The 19,540-nt window shown below is 61.8% G+C and carries 15 protein-coding genes; 6 read left to right on the forward strand and 9 right to left on the reverse strand.

The window, feature by feature from the left end; genetic code table 11:
• Positions 1 to 38: 38 nt before the first annotated feature.
• The 3 genes from lspA to AC1DVV_RS00590 all read right to left on the reverse strand — a co-directional run bounded on the left by lspA (position 39) and on the right by AC1DVV_RS00590 (position 4,510).
• Positions 39 to 539 (reverse strand): signal peptidase II, encoded by a 501-nt coding sequence (lspA, locus tag AC1DVV_RS00580; protein WP_477685899.1) that lies wholly within the window; start codon positions 537 to 539, stop codon positions 39 to 41.
• Positions 539 to 3,358, reverse strand: a complete 2,820-nt coding sequence (ileS, locus tag AC1DVV_RS00585; RefSeq protein ID WP_477666171.1) for an isoleucine--tRNA ligase — start codon at positions 3,356 to 3,358, stop codon at positions 539 to 541. The genes lspA and ileS overlap by 1 nt, the downstream gene beginning before the upstream one ends.
• 117 nt (positions 3,359 to 3,475) lie before the next feature.
• Entirely contained in the window at positions 3,476 to 4,510 is a 1,035-nt protein-coding gene (locus AC1DVV_RS00590; protein WP_477666172.1) for a bifunctional riboflavin kinase/FAD synthetase, read from the reverse strand.
• Positions 4,511 to 4,671: 161 nt separating this feature from the next.
• Between AC1DVV_RS00590 and AC1DVV_RS00595 the strand changes: the two genes are divergently transcribed.
• Positions 4,672 to 5,229, forward strand: coding sequence for an HNH endonuclease (locus AC1DVV_RS00595; RefSeq protein WP_092128654.1), 558 nt, complete (start codon positions 4,672 to 4,674; stop codon positions 5,227 to 5,229).
• A gap of 122 nt (positions 5,230 to 5,351) precedes the next feature.
• Here the strand turns inward: AC1DVV_RS00595 and AC1DVV_RS00600 are convergent, their stop codons facing one another.
• The gene (locus tag AC1DVV_RS00600; RefSeq protein WP_477702321.1) at positions 5,352 to 6,467 is read right to left on the reverse strand and encodes an acyl-CoA dehydrogenase family protein; all 1,116 of its coding nucleotides are present in this window, start codon (positions 6,465 to 6,467) and stop codon (positions 5,352 to 5,354) included.
• Positions 6,468 to 6,489: 22 nt separating this feature from the next.
• The gene (locus AC1DVV_RS00605) at positions 6,490 to 7,671 is read right to left on the reverse strand and encodes an acyl-CoA dehydrogenase family protein (RefSeq protein WP_457279505.1); all 1,182 of its coding nucleotides are present in this window, start codon (positions 7,669 to 7,671) and stop codon (positions 6,490 to 6,492) included.
• A gap of 158 nt (positions 7,672 to 7,829) precedes the next feature.
• Here AC1DVV_RS00605 and purN point away from each other — a divergent pair, with 158 nt between their 5' ends.
• On the forward strand, positions 7,830 to 8,426 hold the full coding sequence (purN, locus tag AC1DVV_RS00610) for a phosphoribosylglycinamide formyltransferase (RefSeq protein ID WP_477702322.1): 597 nt from the start codon (positions 7,830 to 7,832) through the stop codon (positions 8,424 to 8,426).
• Positions 8,427 to 8,619: 193 nt separating this feature from the next.
• A complete protein-coding gene (locus tag AC1DVV_RS00615; protein ID WP_457279503.1) occupies positions 8,620 to 9,174 on the forward strand; it encodes a fasciclin domain-containing protein in 555 nt (184 codons plus the stop codon).
• A gap of 61 nt (positions 9,175 to 9,235) precedes the next feature.
• Here AC1DVV_RS00615 and mdeB read toward each other — a convergent pair whose 3' ends face one another.
• The gene (mdeB, locus tag AC1DVV_RS00620; protein WP_477702327.1) at positions 9,236 to 11,944 is read right to left on the reverse strand and encodes an alpha-ketoglutarate dehydrogenase; all 2,709 of its coding nucleotides are present in this window, start codon (positions 11,942 to 11,944) and stop codon (positions 9,236 to 9,238) included.
• Between the two features lie 106 nt (positions 11,945 to 12,050).
• Between mdeB and AC1DVV_RS00625 the strand changes: the two genes are divergently transcribed.
• Entirely contained in the window at positions 12,051 to 12,560 is a 510-nt protein-coding gene (locus tag AC1DVV_RS00625; protein WP_457279501.1) for an Lrp/AsnC family transcriptional regulator, read from the forward strand.
• On the opposite strand, the gene AC1DVV_RS00630 is transcribed toward AC1DVV_RS00625, so the two are convergent.
• Positions 12,543 to 14,396, reverse strand: coding sequence for a 7TM diverse intracellular signaling domain-containing protein (locus tag AC1DVV_RS00630; RefSeq protein WP_477702323.1), 1,854 nt, complete (start codon positions 14,394 to 14,396; stop codon positions 12,543 to 12,545). The two genes, AC1DVV_RS00625 and AC1DVV_RS00630, sit on opposite strands and share 18 nt — an antisense overlap.
• Positions 14,397 to 14,537: 141 nt before the next feature.
• On the opposite strand from AC1DVV_RS00630, the gene AC1DVV_RS00635 reads away from it, so the two are divergent.
• Positions 14,538 to 15,929 (forward strand): esterase-like activity of phytase family protein, encoded by a 1,392-nt coding sequence (locus AC1DVV_RS00635; protein WP_477702324.1) that lies wholly within the window; start codon positions 14,538 to 14,540, stop codon positions 15,927 to 15,929.
• An 86-nt stretch (positions 15,930 to 16,015) separates the two neighbouring features.
• Here the strand turns inward: AC1DVV_RS00635 and AC1DVV_RS00640 are convergent, their stop codons facing one another.
• Both AC1DVV_RS00640 and AC1DVV_RS00645 read right to left on the reverse strand, forming a co-directional pair.
• A complete protein-coding gene (locus AC1DVV_RS00640) occupies positions 16,016 to 17,641 on the reverse strand; it encodes a peptide chain release factor 3 (RefSeq protein WP_457279498.1) in 1,626 nt (541 codons plus the stop codon).
• A 147-nt stretch (positions 17,642 to 17,788) separates the two neighbouring features.
• Entirely contained in the window at positions 17,789 to 18,037 is a 249-nt protein-coding gene (locus AC1DVV_RS00645) for a DUF1653 domain-containing protein (RefSeq protein WP_457279497.1), read from the reverse strand.
• 54 nt (positions 18,038 to 18,091) lie between these two features.
• Here AC1DVV_RS00645 and AC1DVV_RS00650 point away from each other — a divergent pair, with 54 nt between their 5' ends.
• On the forward strand, positions 18,092 to 19,348 hold the full coding sequence (locus tag AC1DVV_RS00650; protein WP_457279496.1) for an RsmB/NOP family class I SAM-dependent RNA methyltransferase: 1,257 nt from the start codon (positions 18,092 to 18,094) through the stop codon (positions 19,346 to 19,348).
• Positions 19,349 to 19,540 lie beyond the last annotated feature (192 nt).

A 19,540-nucleotide genomic window follows, 5' to 3' on the forward strand; every position in this document is an offset into this window, starting at 1 on the left:
CCCTTGAACCGGATGGCTGCAAGCGGTTCGACTCCGGTTTATCGGGTACGCCGAACCCGGAGCAGCTCATCCAGGATGAGGCAAACCGCGCCAACGGTGATGGCGGCATCGGCGATATTGAACGAAGGAAAATACCAGCCGTGCCAGTGGAACTGCAGGAAATCCACCACATAGCCATGCAGGGTGCGGTCAACGACATTGCCGACAGCGCCGCCCAGGACGCAGGCCAGCGCGAAGGAAAACAGCTTTTGCCCGGCATGCGAGCGCAGCATCCACACAATAAAGAGCGCCGCGGCAACCCCGATGGCGGTGAAGAACCAGCGCTGCCAGCCAGAGGCTTCGGCCAGGAAGGAAAACGCCGCACCGGTGTTGTGCACGCGCACGACGTTGAAGAAGCTCGTCACATAGGTGGAGTCGCCCAGGCGGTAGTAGCCCAGGATCAATACCTTGGTGAACTGGTCCGCGATCAGGATCAGCAGTGCCAGGCCCAGCCAGGGGAGCATGCTGCCCTCTGATTTGATGAAGGTCATCTTGGCCATCAGGCGAACTTCCTGTCTTCACCGGCACCATACAGGTTGCTGGTGCAACGGCCGCAAATGGTCGGGTGGGCGGGGTCGTGTCCCACGTCACTCCGGTAGTGCCAGCAGCGCTCGCATTTGATGTCAGAACTGGCTGAAACCCGCGTTGATACTGCGCTGGCAGCTATTAAATCAATAGCGGATGTGATGAAGATAAATTTGAGGTCTTCACCGAGCGAGGCCAGCAGTGCATGGTCTTCGGCGGCCACTTCCAGCGCGACATTGGCCTGCAGCGAAGAGCCTACCTTGCCGTCGGTGCGCAGGGCTTCGATGTCCTTGTTGACCGTGTCGCGGATTTCGCGGATGCGTGACCACTTGGCCAGCAGCGCTGCGTCGGGCGCGGGGAACTCGGCATAGGTTTCCATGAAGATGGACTCGGACTGCCCGAACACCTTCCACGCTTCTTCGGCTGTGAAGCTCAGGAAGGGCGCCATCCAGCGCAGCATGGCGTGCGTGATCTGCCAGAGCGCAGTTTGCGCGCTGCGGCGGGCCAGCGATTTGGGGCCGGTCGTATACAGCCGGTCTTTCAGGATGTCGAGGTAGAAGGAGCCCAGGTCTTCGCTGCAATAGATCTGCAGCTTGGAGACCACCGGGTGGAATTCATACACCTCGTAATGCGCCAGGATGTCGGCCTGCAGTTGCGATGCACGGCTGAGCGCGTAGCGGTCGATTTCCAGCATCTGCTCAAACGGCACGGCGTCTTTGGCCGGGTCGAAGTCGCTCACGTTGGCCATCAAGAAGCGCAGCGTGTTGCGGATGCGGCGGTAGGCGTCCACCACGCGGGCCAGGATCTTGTCGTCGATGCCCAGGTCGCCCGAATAGTCGGTCGAGGCGCACCAGAGGCGGATGATCTCGGCGCCCAGCTTGTCGCTCACCTCTTGCGGTACCACCACGTTGCCTTCGCTCTTGCTCATCTTGCGGCCCTTGCCGTCGACGGTGAAGCCGTGCGTGAGCAGGCCCTTGTACGGCGCATGGTCGTACATCGCGCAGGCGGTGAGCAGCGACGAATGGAACCAGCCGCGGTGCTGGTCGTGGCCTTCCAGGTACAGGTCGGCCGGCCAGGTTGATTGCGCGGCGTGACTATGGCGCAGCACATGGTCGTGCGTGGTGCCCGAGTCAAACCAGACGTCGAGGATGTCGGTGCTCTTGATGTAATCCGGCGCATCGGCGCCGATGATGGACTCGGCCGTGGCCTTGCTCCAGGCCTCGATGCCGCCGGCCTCCACCATGGCGGCTGCCTGGTCCATGATTTCCATGGTGCGCGGGTGCAGCTCGCCGGTGGCGGTGTGGATGAAAAAAGGCAGGGGCACGCCCCAGTTGCGCTGGCGGCTGATGCACCAGTCGGGCCGGCCGGCAATCATGTCGCGCAGCCGGACTTTGCCGTTTTCCGGGTAGAAGCTGGTTTCTTCGATGGCGGCCAGGGCCAGCTTGCGCAGGGTTTGCGGCGCCTTGTCTTTGGTGAAAACGCCTTCGCCCTCGTCCATGCGCACAAACCACTGGGCCGCCGCGCGGTAGATCACCGGCGTCTTGTGGCGCCAGCAGTGCGGGTAGCTGTGCAGGATGTCCTGGGTGGCAAAGAGGCGTCCGTGTTCGCGCAGTTTGTCGATGACCAGCGGCGCGGCCTTCCAGATATTGAGGCCGCCAAACAGCGCGAGATCGTCGACATAACGCCCGTTGCCCTGCACCGGGTTGAGGATGTCGTCGTAGGCAATGCCGTTGGCCACGCAGGAGTTGAAATCCTCTACGCCATAGGCAGGAGAGGAATGCACGATACCGGTGCCGTCGTCGGCGGTGGCGTAGTCGGCCAGAAAGACCGGGCTGAAGCGCCGGTAGCCTGCATCGACGTCATAAAAGGGATGCTGGAATTTCAGCAGCGCCAGGGTTTTGCCCAGCGTGGTGGCCAGTACGGTGCCAGTGAGCTGGTAGCGCTCAAGGCATTTCTCGACCAGCACTGAAGCCAGCAGCAAGATACCGCGCTCTGTGTCGACCAGTGCGTATTCGAGTTCCGGGTTCAGGTTGAGCGCCTGGTTGGCCGGGATGGTCCAGGCGGTGGTCGTCCAGATCACCGCGAAGGCGTCTTTGGCCAGGCTCTTGAGGCCGAAAGCGGCCGCGAGCTTCTCCGGCTCAGCGCACTTGAAGCCGACATCCAGCGTCTGCGACTTCTTGTCGGCGTATTCGATTTCAAACTCGGCCAAAGATGAGCCGCAGTCAAAGCACCAGTACACGGGCTTGAGGCCACGGTAGACAAAGCCGCGTTCCATGATGCGTTTGAGGGCGCGGATTTCATTGGCCTCGTTGGCAAAATCCATCGTGCGGTAGGGGTTGTCCCATTCGCCGAGCACACCCAGGCGCTTGAAGTCGGCCATCTGGCCGGCGATCTGTTCGGTGGCGAAGGCGCGGCTCCTGGCCTGCACCTCGTCGCGCGGCAGGTTGCGGCCGTGCAGTTTTTCAATCGCGTTCTCGATCGGCAGGCCGTGGCAGTCCCAGCCCGGCACGTAGATGGCGTCCAGGCCCTTGAGCTGGCGCGCCTTGACGATCATGTCTTTCAGGACCTTGTTGACGGCGTGGCCGATGTGGATCTTGCCGTTGGCATAGGGCGGGCCGTCGTGCAACACGAACCTGGGCTTGCCGGCGCGCACGTCGCGCAGCTTCTTGTAGATGCCTTTTTCGTCCCATTCCTTGACCCAGCCGGCTTCGCGCTTGGGCAGGTCGCCGCGCATCGGGAAGGGTGTGTCAGGCAGGTTCAGGGTGCTGCGGTAATCGGTTTTGGTTTCGGACATGGGATGCTTCTGGGATGCTGTTGTTGGGGCGGCCTGAAAAAGCGGGCCGCCGGAAATACGGTGGGGAGAAGCCGGTCGCCAAAAAATGAAAGGCGAGGCCAGAGGCGACGAGATCGTCTAAATTCGGTCGCGCGTGGTCTGGCGGCTGGTTTCCGTGTGCATGGAGGCTGGAAACGACTTGGGCGGCTGGGCAAAAAACGCCCGCGCTTCGTCACAGTCTTTGGCGATGCCTGTTTTCAGGCTGTCCAGGCTGTCGTACTTCAGTTCGTCGTGCAGTTTATGAAGCAGTTCCACACGGATGATTTTACCGTATGCCCCCTCGGGGCCCAGGCTGGCCGGCCATTCGAGGCAATGCGTCTCCAGGAGCACGCGCCCGCCGTTGATGTCGGCCGGGTCCAGCGAGGGCCGGATCCCCAGGTTGGCTACGCCGGGAATGGGCTGGTCGGCCAGGCCAAACACCTGCACCGCAAAAATCCCGCTGGCTGCCGGTTTCCAGTGGGAAAACCGGAGATTGAGCGTGCGAAAACCGAGGTCGCGACCCAGTTTTCGGCCATGCACCACATGGCCCGAAATGCTGTAAGGCCGGCCCAGCAGGCTGGCCACGCGGGTCATCTGGCCCTGCGCCAGCGCCTCGCGCACCGCAGAACTGGACACCCGGGTGTTGCTGACTTCATAGCTGTTCATGCGGGCGACGTCAAAACCCAGGCGGTCGCCGGCGGCGTCCAGCATGGCGTAGTCGCCCACCCGTTTGGCGCCAAAGCGGAAGTCGTCGCCCACCAGTACGTACTTCACGCCCAGGCCCTTGAGCAACACATCTTCAATAAACGATTCGGCCGGCTGGGATGCGAGTGCTGCGTTGAAGGGCAGCACAACGCATTGGTCGATCCCGCAGCGGGCCAGTTCAGTGAGCTTGTCGCGCAGGGTGGCAATACGCGCGGGGGCGAGCTCGGGCTTACGGGCCACACCGGCAAAGTAGTCGCGTGGATGCGGCTCGAAGCTCATGACGCAGCTGGGGACCCCGCGGTGCTGTGCCTCATTTTTCAGCAGCGCCAGCATGGCCTGGTGGCCGCGGTGCACACCATCGAAATTGCCGATGGTCAGGGCGCATTGCGCCGCCAGCTGGGGATGGTGGTAGCCGCGGAAAATTTTCATGGGGCAATTATCGTTTTTATAGCGCTGGAGGCCGTCTCAACGGGGCTTCAAAGTGGTTTATGGGGGATTTGAACCTGTTTGTCATGATTTCACTGTATATTGATACACAGTCAGCCGAACGCCGTGTTTCCATGCGTCATCCACCATGATGGAGGTTCGTTTTGAAGGTCTTGAAGCTCTCAGCCCAGGGATTGCCGCAATCCTGGATCAGCCTTGAACAAGCCGTGTTGCATTACGCGGCCGACGAGGTGCGCTGGGAGATGGGCGCGCGGGTCGTCACCTTCCATGGCGGCCACAACGCCATCACGGGTGAGCAGTCCATCATCACCGTCAACAGCATCATCGGCACCAAGGGCGTGCCCAACATCAACCCGTTTGACCTGAAGCCGGGCCTGACCAACGGCAAGCTTTTCGCCCGTGACCGCAATGTGTGCGCCTACTGCGGCGGGCATTTCCATGAAGAAGACCTGACGCGCGAGCACATCATTCCGTTTGCCCAAAAAGGCATAGACACCTGGATGAACGTGGTGACCGCCTGCCGCGCCTGCAACCACCGCAAAAGCAGCCGCACGCCCGAGCAGGCCCACATGCCGCTGCTTTACACGCCTTATGTGCCCAGCCTCTGGGAAGACTTCATCCTGCGCAACCGCCGCATCCTGGCGGACCAGATGGAGTTTTTGATGGCGCATATTCCCAAGACCTCACGCTTGCACGCCTGACGCGTCCTGACGCGGTCACGTGCGAGGTCCAGTGTCACCGCGGAACCGGCTTCGCCGGGCCGCCAGTGGCGCCCCCTTGAGGGGGAGGCGGCCGCAGGCCGCTTCGGGGGGGAGCGCTACTTTTAGGCAAATACGCCAGCCGTCTCCTGCATGCGGCTCGATACTTCGCCGAGTTGATGCAGCGTGTCGCCAAACGTCATTTCCAGCTGCGTCAGTTTCTTGAAGTAATGGCTCACGATGTATTCGTCCGTCACGCCGATGCCGCCATGCAACTGCACCGCCTGCTGGCCCACAAAGCGCATCGACACGCCCAATTGGTACTTGGCGCGCGCCAACGCCCGGGTGCGCTCGTCGGCCGGGGCGTTGAGCTTGAGGGATGCGTAGTAACTCATCGAGCGCGCCAGCTCCAGCTGCATTTTCATGTCGGCCACGCGGTGGCGCAATGCCTGAAAGCTGCTGATGGCCACGCCGAACTGCTTGCGGGTGTTCATGTATTCGACGGTGATGGCCAGGGTCTTGTCCATCACGCCCACGGCTTCGGCGCAGGTGGCGGCGATGCCGATGTCGACGCCGTGGGCCAGGGCCGTGAGGCCCTCCAGGGTGATCAAAGAGGCGGGGGCGTTTTTCAGTGTGACTTCGGCAGCGCGGCCGCCGTCCTGCGTACCGTAGCCTGTGGCTGTCACGCCGGCTGCCGCACGCTCAACGAGGAACAGCGCCAGCTTGCCCCTGGCCATGGCGGGAACGATGAAGGCATCGGCTTTATCACCGACCGGCACTATGCTTTTGATAGCTGTTAGCGCCCATCCATCGCCAGCTGCAGCCGCATTTGCCTCGCATTTTTTGAAGTCGTAGCGTGCAGCGCGTTCCTGGTAGGCCAGTACCACCAGGCTTTCACCTGCGGCGATTTTCGGCAGCCATGCCGCCTTGACAGCTTCGGGGGCGTAGTTCGACAGCACGCCGCCGGCAATCAATGTCTGCGCCAGAGGCTCCAGCACAATACCGCGCCCGAGCTCTTCCATCACCACCATGCCCTCGACGGGGCCCATGCCCAGGCCGCCGTCGTCTTCGGGTATGTAGAGACCGGTCAGGCCCAGCTCGGCGATCTGTCCATAGGCCTCGCGCGAGAAACCGCCCGCCTTGGCGATGCCGCGGCGGCGCTCAAAGTCGTAGCCCTTGTCGACCCATTTGCGCACGGCGTCGCGCAGCTGTTCCTGGTCGTCTGTGAAATCGAAATCCATGATGTGTTCCTTTGAATCAGATTTAGCCGAGAACGACTTGCGAGACGATATTGCGTTGCACTTCGTTGGAGCCGCCGTAAATCGTGGTTTTGCGCATGTTGAAGTAAGTGGACGCCAGCGGCGCGTCGCCCGGCAGGCCGCCGGGGAAGTCGCCCTGCCAGCCGGCTTCCATGGCTTCTTCGATGAAGGGCAGGCTGAAGGGGCCGGCGGCCAGCATCATCAGCTCGCTGTAGCGCTGCTGAATTTCGCTGCCGCGGATTTTCAGCAGGCCGGCGATGTCCAGCGAGTTCTTGCCCGACTTTTCGGCCGACAGCACACGCAGCACCAGCATTTCCAGCGCCACCACGTCGACCTCTAGTTTGGCGATCTCGTCGCGAAAGCGGAGGTCGTCGTAGACGCCTTCGGCCTTGGCGATGCGTTTGAGGCGTTCCAGCTCGCGTTTGGCGCGGTTGACGTCGGCGATGTTGGTGCGTTCGTGGCTGAGCAGGTGCTTGGCGTAAGTCCAGCCCTTGTTTTCTTCACCGATCAGGTTGTTGGCCGGCACCTCGACGTTGTCGAACCAGACTTCATTGACCTCGGCCTCGCCGTCCAGCAGCACGATGGGGCGCACTGTCACGCCGGGCGACTTCATGTCGATCAGCAAAAACGAAATGCCGGTTTGTGGCTTGCCTTCAGTGCTGGTGCGCACCAGGCAGAAGATCCATTCGCCGTACTGGCCCAATGTGGTCCAGGTCTTCTGGCCATTGACGATGTATTTGTCGCCCTGGCGCTCGGCCCGGCATTTGACGGATGCGAGATCCGAGCCGGAGCCCGGCTCGCTGTAGCCCTGGCTCCACCACACTTCGCCGCTGGCGATGCCGGGCAGGAAACGTTTTTGCTGCTCGGGGCTGCCAAATGCCATGATGACGGGCGCCACCATCACCGGTCCGAAGGGCACCACGCGCGGCGCGCCGGCCAGTGCGCACTCTTCTTCAAACAAGTGCTTTTGCACGGCGTTCCAGCCCGGGCCGCCGAATTCCTTGGGCCAGCCGTGCCCCAGCCAGCCTTTCTTGCCGAGGATTTTGGCCCAGCGCTGCATGTCGTCACGGCTCAGGCGCAGGGCGTTGTGTACCTTGTGCGAGATGTCCTTGGGCAGGTTGGTGTGAACCCAGGCGCGTATCTCTTCGCGAAAGGCCTGTTCTTCAGGAGTGAAAGCTAAATCCATGGTGAATGTCTCCAGGCCGGTTGGCAGGTATGTCTACGGTCGATTTTCTATTTTTAGCACGGTCGTTCGCAATTTTATGTCTCAGTTGGGACATTCGTGCCGTTGCGGGCGGCGGGCTCCTGTGAACTGCTATCTGCCGCGTTCTAAACTAGAGGGCTATGGCAACTGCGCAGAAAAACATCGTTATCCTGATTTCGGGCGGCGGCTCCAACATGGCGGTTATCGCCCGCACCGCTGAAAAAGAAGCCTGGCGCAGCCGGTGGGGTGTGCAGGTGGCCGCAGTCATCAGCAACAAGGCAAGCGCCGGCGGCCTGGAGTTGGCCAGGGGCATGGGCATTGCCACGGCCGTGGTCCCGCATGCCGCGTATGCGTCACGCGAGGCGTTTGATGCCGAGCTGATGGCGCAAATCGACAGGCACGCGCCGGCACTGGTCGTGCTGGCCGGCTTCATGCGCATCCTCACGCCGGGATTTGTCGCGCACTATGCCGGGCGGCTCATCAACATTCATCCTTCGCTGCTGCCGGCTTTTCCCGGTCTGCACACGCATCAGCGCGCCATCGATGCCGGCTGCACGGTGGCAGGCGCCACGGTGCACCAGGTGACCGCCGAGCTGGACCATGGCGAGACACTGGCGCAAGCCGTGGTGCCGGTCTTGCCGGGAGATACGGCCGAGGCGCTGGCCGCGCGCGTGCTCACGCAGGAGCACCTGATCTATCCGAAGGCGGTGCGTGCCTTCTTCGAACGCGCCGCCTGAACTGTGATCTGCGGCCGCTGCCAGCGGTCGCTGCTTACCCATTGTTGTCAGTGATGCGCCCTGCAAGGTGTTGATCCCTCATCTGTTTTGAATCCACCGGAGCACTCGCTCCGTATTCATCACAGCCGCTTGAATCCTCGTGATTCCGGCTGAGGTTCAATTTCGTGATTCAACACCTTCCAAAGGATTCCACATGCAGACAAAACACAAACTCGCTTCCATCGGCGTGGCCCTGGCACTGTCGTTCGCGGCGGTTCCCTCCTTCGCCCAGGTCATGGTGGGCGGTGCGCCCATGCTGGCCAGCAAGGACATCATCGACAACGCAGTCAATTCCAAAGACCACACCACGCTGGTCGCCGCCGTCAAGGCTGCGGGCCTGGTCGATACGCTCAAAGGCCCGGGTCCGTTCACCGTGTTTGCGCCCACCAACGCGGCTTTCGCCGCGTTGCCCGCCGGTACGGTCGACACCCTGCTCAAGCCCGAGAACAAGGGAATGCTCACCGGCATCCTGACCTACCACGTCGTGCCCGGCAAGTGGGATGCTGCAGCCATCAGCAAGATGATTGCCGACGGCAAGGGCATGGCCTCGATCAAGACGGTGGCCGGTGGCACGCTGGTGGCCAAGGCGGCCGGCGGCAAGGTCACGGTGACCGACGAGAAGGGCGGCGTTGCGACCGTCACCATTGCTGACGTGTATCAATCCAACGGCGTGATCCACGTGGTCGACAAGGTGCTGCTACCCAAGTAAGCCGGCGTTTCTTTCCCGAGCCCGCGCGCGGCTTGCTGCGCGCGGGTTTTCGCGCGTCGGCCTACTTCTGGTTCAGCATGTGCAGCGCTGCTTTGACGATGCTTTGCGCGTCGACGCTGAAAAATTCACGCAGCGCGGCGCGTGTGTCGCTGCGGCCAAAGCCGTCGGTGCCCAGGGTCAGGTAGCGCCTGCCTTCGGGCACAAAGGCGCGAATGCTTTCCGGTACAGCGCGCACATAGTCGGTGGCGGCCACGATGGGGCCGGTGCTGCCTTGTAACTGCTGTGCGATGAAGGGCGCAGTCACAGCGCCGTCATTGATCGCCTCTTGCTGGCAAGCTGCACCATCACGCGCCAGCTCACTCCAGCTGGTCACGCTGAAGACCGTGGCCTCAATACCCTGCGTGGCCAGCTGCTGCGCAGCCTTGATCACCTCGGTCAGGATCGCTCCCGAGCCCAATAAAACGACTTTTTGAGCCTTTTTTGAAGATGTTTTAGGGCTGTGGGGCAATAAGGATGCGCGCGACCAGCTATTGAATTGATAGCATCCGCGAATGATGTCCGCCTCGCAGCCGGCTTGCAGATCAGGCTGTGCATAGTTCTCGTTCATCAGCGTGACGTAGTAGAAGACGTCTTTTTGTTCGACCATCATCTCCTGCATGCCGTGGTCCAGGATCACGGCCAGCTCGCCCGCGAAAGCCGGGTCATAGGCCTTGCAGTTGGGAATGGTCGCGGCGATCAGGTGGCTGGTACCGTCCTGGTGCTGCAGGCCTTCGCCGCCCAGCGTGGTGCGGCCCGAAGTTGCGCCCAGCAGGAAGCCGCGGGCGCGCTGGTCGGCGGCAGCCCAGATCTGGTCGCCCACGCGCTGAAAGCCGAACATCGAGTAATAGATATAAAAGGGCAGCATCGCCAGGCCGTGTACGCTGTAGCTGGTGGCAGCGGCCGTCCAGCTGGCCATGGCGCCGGCTTCGCTGATACCTTCTTCCAGGATCTGGCCGTCGAGCGCCTCGCGGTAACTCAGCACCGAGCCGATGTCTTCCGGCGCATAACGCTGGCCCACGCTGGAGTAAATGCCCACCTGCTTGAACAGGTTGGCCATGCCGAAGGTGCGCGCCTCGTCGGCCACGATGGGCACGATCTTCGGGCCCAGCGCCGCGTCTTTCAGCAAGCCGCCCAGCATGCGCACAAAGGCCATGGTGGTGCTCATCTCCTTGCCGTCGGCGGCCAGCGCGAACTGCGCGTAAGTGGGCAGGGCTGGGATATTCACGATGTCGGCCGCCGTTTCACGCCGCGGCAAATAGCCACCCAGTGCTGCGCGTTTGGCGTGCATGTATTGCATCTCGGCACTGTCTGCCGCGGGCTTGTAGAAGGCCAGGTTTTTGGCTTGCTCGTCAGACAGTGGCAAATTGAAGCGGTTGCGAAATTCGATCAGCTCTTCGCCGTCGAATTTTTTCTGCGAATGCGTGGTCATCTTGCCCTGGCCGGCGCTTCCCATGCCGTAGCCCTTTTTGGTGTGCGCCAGGATCACCGTGGGCTGCCCCTGGTGGCTGGCCGCCGCGGCGTAAGCGGCATGGATCTTCACCAGGTCGTGGCCGCCGCGTTTGAGGCGGTCGATCTGCTCGTCCGTCATGCCTTGGGCCAGGCGTGTGAGTTCGGCGTTCTGGCCGAAGAAGTTGTCGCGGTTAAAGCGCCCGTCTTTGGCGGCAAAGGTCTGCATCTGGCCGTCCACCGTCTGCGCAAAAGTTTTGGCCAATGCGTCCGTCAGGTCGCGCGCAAAGAGGCCGTCCCAGTCGCTGCCCCAGACCAGCTTGATGACGTTCCACCCGGCGCCGGCAAAGAGCTTTTCGAGCTCGTCGATGATGCGGCCGTTGCCGCGCACTGGGCCGTCGAGCCGTTGCAGGTTGCAGTTGACGACCCAGACCATGTTGTCCAGCCCTTCGCGCGCGGCCAGGGTCAGCGCGCTCATGGATTCGGGCTCGTCCATCTCGCCGTCGCCGAACACGCCCCAGACTTTGCGGCCCGTGCAATCGAGCAGACGGCGGTGCGTGAGGTAACGCATGAAGCGCGCGTGGTAGATCGAGCTGATGGGGCCTATGCCCATGGAGCCCGTGGGGAACTGCCAGAAGTCCGGCATCAAATAAGGGTGCGGGTAGCTGCACAGGCCTTGCGCGCCCTGGCTGGGGGCGGTCAACTCCTGGCGGTAAAAGCCCAGGTCTTTCTCATCCAGGCGGCCTTCAAGGTAAGCGCGCGCATAAACGCCCGGTGCGCTGTGCGGCTGGAAGAACACCAGGTCGCCGCGGTGCTGGTTAACACCGTCAATTTGGCCGATGCCTTCGCGTGCGCGAAAGAAATGGTTGAAGCCGGTTTCAAACAGGTCGGCTGCGCTGGCGTAGCTGGCGATGTGGCCGCCGAGTTCGGCCGAGCCGCCGGTCTCGGCCTGGTTGGCGCGCACGACCATCGCCAGCGCATTCCAGCGCATCAGCGAGGCCAGGCGCTCTTCCATCGCCAGGTCGCCGGGGAACACGGGCTGCTCGTCTACGCCAATGGTGTTGACGTAAGGCGTGGCCAGTTCGGGCTGCCAGCCGATGCGCTGCTTGCGCGCGACGCGGCTCAGCTCGTGCAGCATTTCGCGTGCGCGGGCCGGGCCCTGCGTAAGGGCAAGGGCTTCAAACGCCTCGCGCCATTCGGCGGTTTCCTGCGGGTCAGGGTCAGCGGACGGATCGGTGTAAGAAGCGGCCTGCATCAGTAAATGGTGGGGTGTGGAATCGTTCATGGCACCAATCACTTTACGCAGATTCATCCGGAAGGTGTTGCTTCAATATCGGGGAACGACACCATTTAAAAGCATAAAATGCTGCAAATAATCAATTTTGAAGATGATGCAGCTCGATAACCTTGATTTGAAGATTCTGGATGAGTTGCAGCGGGATGGCTCGCTGACCAACGTGGAGCTGGCGCGCCGCGTGCACCTGAGCCCTTCGCCGTGCCTGGCCCGCGTCAAGGCGCTGGAGGCCGGCGGCGTGATCGACCGCTATGTGGCCATTGCCAACGCGGCGGCGCTGGGTTTGGGTCTGAATGTGTTCATCTCCATCAGTCTGCGCACGCAAAGCAAGGAGTCGCTGGCCGACTTTGAACGGCGCATCGCCGAGCACGACGACGTGATGGAGTGCTATTTGATGTCGGGCGACAGCGACTACCTGATTCGTGTGGCTGTGGCCGATATCGGTGCGCTGGAGAAGTTCATCCTGGAGCAACTGTCACCGATTCCGGGCATCGAGAAGATACGCTCGAGCTTTGCGCTCAAGCAGGTCAGGTACAAGACGGCGCTGCCCTTGCCTGTGGCCAGGGCGCCTGAATCTGCCACCAGGGTGTCAGCGGCCCGGGGCTGAAGCCTGTTCGCTGGCCAGGGCCGGGTGTGAAATTTCAATTTCGTTGATCTTGGCCAGCAGGTCTTCCCGACGGCTCACGTCTTCTCCCGCGGCACTTACTGTATCGCTCGGTGAGTCGACAAACTGCACATAGCGCTTTGTTCCGGAGGCCATCTGGTGCAGGCGGGATTTGAGCCTTTCAACGACTTCCTGAGCGCTTGTCTGGGCGGTGGGCGTGTCATGCCAGAGGGCGACGTGCAGGTTAAAGGCATTGGCCTCGCCCAGCTTTTCCGATGCGCGTATGCAGTCGGCCAGGATCTTGGTTGAAACTTCGGACAGGGTGGTGCGATTGACCGGGCCTTCGATCAGCATCATGAAGTCGTTTTCGCCATGGCGAACCACGGTGTCCACGTCGCGTGCTGCCCCGCGCAGGATTTCGCCGATGCGGGAAAGTGCGGCACCGCGCTTCTGGTCGCTTGCCGCGTCATGGCTCGGGGCCTGGTCGAGCCAGCGCAACATCAATACGCCGAATGCCGACTTCTGCCGCCGGGCGCGCAGCAGCATGGGCGGCAGCCTGTCGTCGATGATCCGCGGCAACATCAGCCCGCTGGCCGGGTCGTATGTCGCCAGCGCGGCGCTGCGGTGGTTGGCAAACAGTGCGGCCCGGCTGCGCCATGCCAGCACGAGGAAAACCCAGAGCAGGCCGATCATTGCCGACAGGACACCGGCTGCCTGTGCCGCTTCAACATTCCAGACCCAGCCCGCGTTGTAGGAAAGCCGGGCCAGCGCGGCCAGCCCGATGGGCGCGGCGCCCAGCAGGATGAGAAGGTTCCAGGTCTGTCCCCGCAACGACATCCACAAGAGGCTTCCCATGATGGCCAGGGTGGAAAACGCCAGCCACAGGTTGCGAAGATCTCGCGGCACGAGGTTCTGGCTGGCAGCCATCAGGCAGGCCATGAACAGGCTGCCCGCCGCCACGATAAGCAGCAGGCGGTGTATGCGCGGGTAGCCGCTCTTGGCATAACTGGCCTGGGTGCAAAACCATGCACCGGCGGCCATGCTCACCGAGGACAGCACCCAGCCCATGACCTGGTTCAGGTGTGCGCTGTGCGGCCAGATGCGCCAGCCGCCATAGCCGATCAGCACCAGCTGCGTGAACATGAGCGTGACCACGACGGCGCCGAACCACAAAAATACCTTGTTATGCGCCATGACGAACGCGGCCAGGCACAGAAAGGCCAGCAGGCTGAACATTCCCCACATCAATCCGATCACCACGCCAACCCGGGACGCGCCGTCGATGTACTCAATGGGCGACAGCAGCATGGGCCGCGCCGTGATGGCCCTGCGGTGCTCAAAGCGCAGGTAGTAGGTCTGCATGCCGTCGCCGCGCGTTTGCAGCTCAAAACTTGGCACACGGGTGCGCAGCGCCCACGCGGCCGGGGCAATCGCTTCGCCCGCGGACTGGACCAGCCAGCCGCCTTGCGGGTTGCGCGAAAAAAGGCTCGCCTTGAAGATCGCCTGGCCCGGCATCCGGACGTACCAGGTCTGCAGGGCTTCGGTGGCCGGCAGTGAAAAACTGGCCCAGACGTCTTGCGTGTCCGAGGTGGGAAGGATGGAGTCGTCTGTATAGGGCTGAAAGCTCCATGGTCCCTTTGCGGGATCGCCAGTCGTCAAGGCATCAGGTGACTCGATGGAATCCTTGGGCACCGCGACCCATTGCAGCGGCTGGGCCAGTGTGATTGTGGGACTGTCTTCGTACAGGCGGTCAAAGACCTGTGCATGGGCTGCGCCGCAGAATGCGCAGAGCAATATCAGGAAAAAACCACGCAGGCTTGCCGTTCGATACATCTGCATAGCTTATTGCAAAAAAAGGGCCTGCCCGCAAGGCCGTGGCCCTGCCGTGCAAACGCCCGATGCGGACCTGGAGGCGCTATGTGTAATCAGCGCGTCACATGCGTTGGCCACCATCCGCTTTTCATCAACAGTGGATTGCCCATGCCTTCTTCCCGTTTTGCCGCCAACCGGCGCCCCGCATTCAAATCTGTCTTCAAAGCCATCTTTCCTGCGCTGGCAGCCGTTGCGCTGGCTGCGCCGCTGCAAGCCCAGACCGCCTTTCCGGCCACACTGGCCGGCCATGTGGTGGTACCTGCCCAATCATTTATTGCCGCGCCCAAAGATGCGCCGCAGGACCTGCAGGTCAGCGGCAAGTTCACCAATGGCAAGCGCACGGAAGCGCTGGGCACGGTGGAAGGCCTGTCTGCCGGCAGGCCTACGGGTGTGGGTGTGCCTTTCAAGGGCCAGCCCTTGCAGGGCCATTCAGGCATCAAAAAAATGCCCGATGGCAGCTTCTGGATCCTGACCGACAACGGCTTTGGCTCCAAAGCCAATTCGCCGGATGCCATGCTGTACCTGAACCGCTACAAGGTTGATTTCAAGGCTGGTGCCATGAAGCGGCTGGAAACGATTTTCCTGCACGATCCCGACAAAAAAGTGCCGTTTCGCATCGTCCATGAAGGCACGAAGCAGCGCTACCTCACGGGCAGCGACTTTGACACCGAAAGCTTCCAGTTCGCCGGTGGCGCCTTGTGGATTGGCGACGAGTTCGGCCCTTTCCTGATCAAGGCCGACATGAAGGGCAAAGTGCTGGCGGTGTTTGACACGCTGGTTGACGGCAAGGCCGTGCGTTCGCCCGACCATCCGGCCGTGACAACTCCCGGCGTGCCGGGCGGCGCGGTGGATTTCCAGGTTCGCCGCTCCAAGGGTTTTGAAGGCATGGCAGCTTCGAAAGACGGCAGCAAGCTGTATGCGCTGCTCGAGGGCGCGCTGTATGACGCCGCCATCAAAGGCAATGAAAACGTGGGCGGCAAGGACTACCTGCGCGTGCTGGAGTTTGACGTGAAGAGCGAATCCTGGACGGGCCGCCACTGGAAATACATGCTGGAGAGCAACAGCAACGCGATCGGCGACTTCAACATGATCGATGGCACGACCGGCCTGATCATCGAGCGCGACAACGGCGAAGGCACGGCCGACAAGGCTTGCCCGGAAGGTCAGAAGCGCACCGACTGCTTCCACGACATTGCGAAGTTCAAGCGTGTCTACAAGGTGGAGCTGAGCGACGCCAATGCCGGCGGTGCGTTGCGCAAGATCGGCTACATCGATTTGATGGCCATTGCCGACCCGGCGAAGCTGGCGCGCAAGCCCCTGAACAACGGCGTGCTGACCTTCCCGTTCTTCACGATTGAAAACGTGGACGTGGTGGATGCCACACACATCGTGGTGGGCAACGACAACAACCTGCCGTTCTCCAGCAGCCGCGAACCCAACAAGGCGGACGACAACGAACTGATCTTGCTGGAAGTGGGCGATTTCCTCAAGGCCCAATAGGCCGGGGCTTCAGGATACGCGCGCAAGGTGCTATAGATTTTATAGCTGCTTGCGCATGTCCTGATTGGCCTGCAGGCCAAAAGTCCTTACATTTTTGACTGGAAAACCAGCCCGGCGTGCTCGCGCAGTGCATGGAACTTGATCTTGGGCCACTGCTGCTCCACGGCACGCAGGGTGGCGCTGTGATCCACCAGCAAGGTGGGCGCATCGACCGCATCCAGCGCCACGCGGTGGGCGTTGGCGTCCATGAATTTCTTGAGCTCGTTCGGGTCCTCGGACGTCACCCAGCGGGCCAGGTTGAAGTTGCTGCCCATGATGCGGGCCTTGACGCCGTATTCGTGCTCGAGGCGGTGAGCCACCACTTCAAACTGCAGCTGGCCGACAGCGCCCAGCAGCAGCAATGAGCCGGCAATCGGGCGGAACACCTGGATCGCGCCTTCTTCACCCAGCTGCGTGAGGCCGGCACGCAGCTGCTTGCTGCGCAGCGGGTCGGCTACCTCGACGGCGCGGAACATTTCAGGCGCAAAGAAGGGCAGGCCGGTGAACTGCAGCGCTTCGCCTTCGGTCAGCGTGTCGCCCAGCTGCAGCACGCCATGGTTGGGAATACCGATGATGTCGCCGGCGAAGGCGGTGTCGAGCAGCTCGCGGCGCTGGCTCATGAAGCTCACCACGGTGTTGGGCCGCAGCTCTTTGCCGCTGCGCACCACCTTCAGGCGCATGCCTCGGGTGAATTCGCCGCTGGCCACGCGCAAAAACGCGATGCGGTCGCGGTGGGCCGGGTCCATGTTGGCCTGGATCTTGAAGACCACGCCGGAGAATTTTTTCTCTTCGGGGTGCACCACGCGCTGGATGGCTTCGCGCTCCGCGGGTGCGGGTGCCAGGTCGACCAGCGCGTCCAGCACTTCCTGCACCCCGAAGTTGTTGATGGCCGAGCCGAAGAACATGGGCGTCTGTTTGCCGGCAAGGAATTCGGCGCGGTTGAATTCAGGCGTGGCACCGGCCACCAGCTCGATTTCACCTTGTGCCTGTGCGTATTCGGCGCCAAAACGCTTGGCGGCTTCGGCGTTGTCCAGGCCGGCCAGGATTTCATCGTCGCCGCCGGCTTTTTCTTCGCCGGGGCTGAAGACGCGCATGCGGTCTTCGCGCCTGTCGTAGACACCATGGAAAAGTTTGCCCATGCCGACCGGCCAGGTGAAGGGAATGACCGTCATGCCGAGTTCGCGCTCGATCTCGTCCATCACGCTCATCGGATCCTGCACCTCCCGGTCCATCTTGTTGACGAAGGTCAGGATGGGCGTGTTGCGCGCGCGGCAGACCTGCAGCAGGCGGCGGGTTTGCGGCTCAACGCCGTTGGCCGCGTCGATCACCATCAGCGCGGCGTCCACGGCGGTCAACACACGGTAGGTGTCTTCGGAGAAGTCCTGGTGGCCCGGTGTGTCGAGCAGGTTGATGACGCAGTCGCGGTATTCCATCTGCATGACCGAGCTCGCGACCGAGATGCCGCGCTGCTTTTCGATCTCCATCCAGTCGGAGGTGGCGTGGCGCGCAGCCTTGCGGGCTTTGACGCTGCCGGCGATCTGGATTGCACCCGAGAACAGCAACAGCTTTTCGGTCAGCGTGGTTTTACCCGCGTCGGGGTGGGAGATGATGGCAAACGTGCGGCGGCGCTTGACCTGTTTTTCGATTTCAGTGGAAGCTTGGGTTTCGGACATAACCCATGATTATCGGTGAGATGGCCCCCACGCTCCGCCGCTACGTGCCTTCGGCGTTCGCTGCCCCTTTCCTATGAGACAGGGGCTGGCCTTGCTTGGGGCGGCCCGGCGCGGCGGCCGCCGTTTCTTTTATTGGGGATGCGGTGCTTAACCAGGTTGCCGGGCAAATCGCGGTTGTTTCACCCCGTCGATCACGACCTCTTCATTGAACATGCCAGCAGGCCGCACCCATAGCCCTTTTTCGCCGTAGAGCGCGCGGTACAGAGTCATGGGCTCCAGGCTTTCGCTGTGGCGCACGGTGCCGACTACCTCATACAGCATGCCTTTGTAGTGGCGGTACAGACCGGGCGGGGTTTCTATCAGGGGAGGCAATGCGTGTGCGGTGGCTTCTGGCATGAGGGATCAGGGTTTAAAAATATTGCGCGGTGGCTCGGTGGGACAATGGAGGCTATGCATCCTAAAGCCTTACTCGACAGTTGTTCCGAGCTTCTCAAGCAGGTCCTCAAATTTGATCATCCCGCCGACATGGTGGTGTCGCGCTATTTCCGCGACTATCGCCTCGGCCCGCGTGAACGCGCCACCGTGGCGGAAACGATTTACGGTGTTCTGCGCAAGAAAAATCTTTATACCTATCTGGCCCAGCATGGCAGCGGCGCGCCGGAGCGGCGTCTTGCGATTCTTGGTTTCGCAGCGGACCGCGACTTTCTTATGGGTGCGCTGACCGACCAGGAAAAAGACTGGCTGGCGCGTTGCGACCAGGTCAAACCATCGGACCTGATGGAGCTGCATCGCCACAACCTCCCGCAGTGGCTGGTTGATCCGTTGAAAGAGCAGCTGGGCGACGATTTCTGGCCGCTGGTCGAGAGCCTGAACGCACCGGCCGGACTTGATTTGCGCGTCAACACGCTCAAGGAAAAACGGGCTGAAGTCCAGAAGGAGCTTGCGAAAGCAGCTATCAAAACCGTAGCAACACCGTATTCGCCCTGGGGCCTGCGCATTGCCGACGGCAAGCCCCAGCTGGGCAAACTGGATGCCTTTACGCGTGGCGCCATTGAAGTGCAGGATGAAGGCTCGCAGCTGCTGGCCCTGCTGGTCGATGCCAAGCGCGGTGAGATGGTGGTCGACTTCTGTGCCGGGGCAGGTGGCAAGACCTTGGCCCTGGGGGCTTCCATGCGCAATACCGGGCGCCTTTATGCGTTTGATACGTCGGGGCACCGGCTGGATGCGCTCAAGCCGCGGCTGGCGCGCAGCGGCCTTTCCAATGTTCATCCGGTGGCCATTGCCCATGAGCGTGACGACCGGATCAAGCGTCTGGCTGGCAAGATAGACCGGGTCCTGGTGGACTCCCCGTGCTCGGGCTTGGGCACCCTGCGGCGCAATCCTGACCTCAAATGGCGGCAGACGCCCAAGGCGATTGAAGAGCTCAGGGCCAAGCAAACTGCCATTTTGCAGAGCGCTGCGCGGCTTCTAAAGCCCGGCGGACGCCTGGTTTACGCGACCTGCAGCGTTTTGCGTGAAGAAAACGAAGCCATCGCTGAAGCCTTCAGTGAGGCGAATAAAGAGTTCAACGTCCTTGAAACAGGGCCCTTGTTGACTCATCTGGGGGTGGAACACGCGGAAAAGCTCTGCCGCGGACCCTACCTTCGGCTCTGGCCTTACCTGCATCAGACGGACGGGTTTTTCGCAGCTGTATGGCAAAAGTCGTGATATTTTTGGCGACAAAAGACGACAGATAGGCCGAAGTTACATATTCATTCGTGATTTTTCGCACTGTTTTGACCTTGGATCCTGTGCTGAAAGTGACTTGGTATTTGTGGGGGATCGCCTTACAATAAGTGGTTATTTTTTGCAGCGCCTGGAGACACATCTGGATGGGCGACTGCTTCAGATTGTTTAAAG

Source organism: Polaromonas sp. P3_B4, from assembly GCF_056402835.1.

What these genes read in the sequence shown, in the direction of transcription:
- lspA (WP_477685899.1), bottom strand. Translation starts at nt 539, where the DNA reads ATGGCCAAGATGACCTTCATCAAATCAGAGGGCAGCATGCTCCCCTGG.
- ileS (WP_477666171.1), bottom strand. Translation starts at nt 3,358, where the DNA reads ATGTCCGAAACCAAAACCGATTACCGCAGCACCCTGAACCTGCCTGAC.
- AC1DVV_RS00590 (WP_477666172.1), bottom strand. Translation starts at nt 4,510, where the DNA reads ATGAAAATTTTCCGCGGCTACCACCATCCCCAGCTGGCGGCGCAATGC.
- AC1DVV_RS00600 (WP_477702321.1), bottom strand. Translation starts at nt 6,467, where the DNA reads ATGGATTTCGATTTCACAGACGACCAGGAACAGCTGCGCGACGCCGTG.
- AC1DVV_RS00605 (WP_457279505.1), bottom strand. Translation starts at nt 7,671, where the DNA reads ATGGATTTAGCTTTCACTCCTGAAGAACAGGCCTTTCGCGAAGAGATA.
- purN (WP_477702322.1), top strand. Translation starts at nt 7,830, where the DNA reads ATGGCAACTGCGCAGAAAAACATCGTTATCCTGATTTCGGGCGGCGGC.
- AC1DVV_RS00615 (WP_457279503.1), top strand. Translation starts at nt 8,620, where the DNA reads ATGCAGACAAAACACAAACTCGCTTCCATCGGCGTGGCCCTGGCACTG.
- mdeB (WP_477702327.1), bottom strand. Translation starts at nt 11,944, where the DNA reads ATGAACGATTCCACACCCCACCATTTACTGATGCAGGCCGCTTCTTAC.
- AC1DVV_RS00625 (WP_457279501.1), top strand. Translation starts at nt 12,051, where the DNA reads ATGCAGCTCGATAACCTTGATTTGAAGATTCTGGATGAGTTGCAGCGG.
- AC1DVV_RS00630 (WP_477702323.1), bottom strand. Translation starts at nt 14,396, where the DNA reads ATGCAGATGTATCGAACGGCAAGCCTGCGTGGTTTTTTCCTGATATTG.
- AC1DVV_RS00635 (WP_477702324.1), top strand. Translation starts at nt 14,538, where the DNA reads ATGCCTTCTTCCCGTTTTGCCGCCAACCGGCGCCCCGCATTCAAATCT.
- AC1DVV_RS00640 (WP_457279498.1), bottom strand. Translation starts at nt 17,641, where the DNA reads ATGTCCGAAACCCAAGCTTCCACTGAAATCGAAAAACAGGTCAAGCGC.
- AC1DVV_RS00645 (WP_457279497.1), bottom strand. Translation starts at nt 18,037, where the DNA reads ATGCCAGAAGCCACCGCACACGCATTGCCTCCCCTGATAGAAACCCCG.
- AC1DVV_RS00650 (WP_457279496.1), top strand. Translation starts at nt 18,092, where the DNA reads ATGCATCCTAAAGCCTTACTCGACAGTTGTTCCGAGCTTCTCAAGCAG.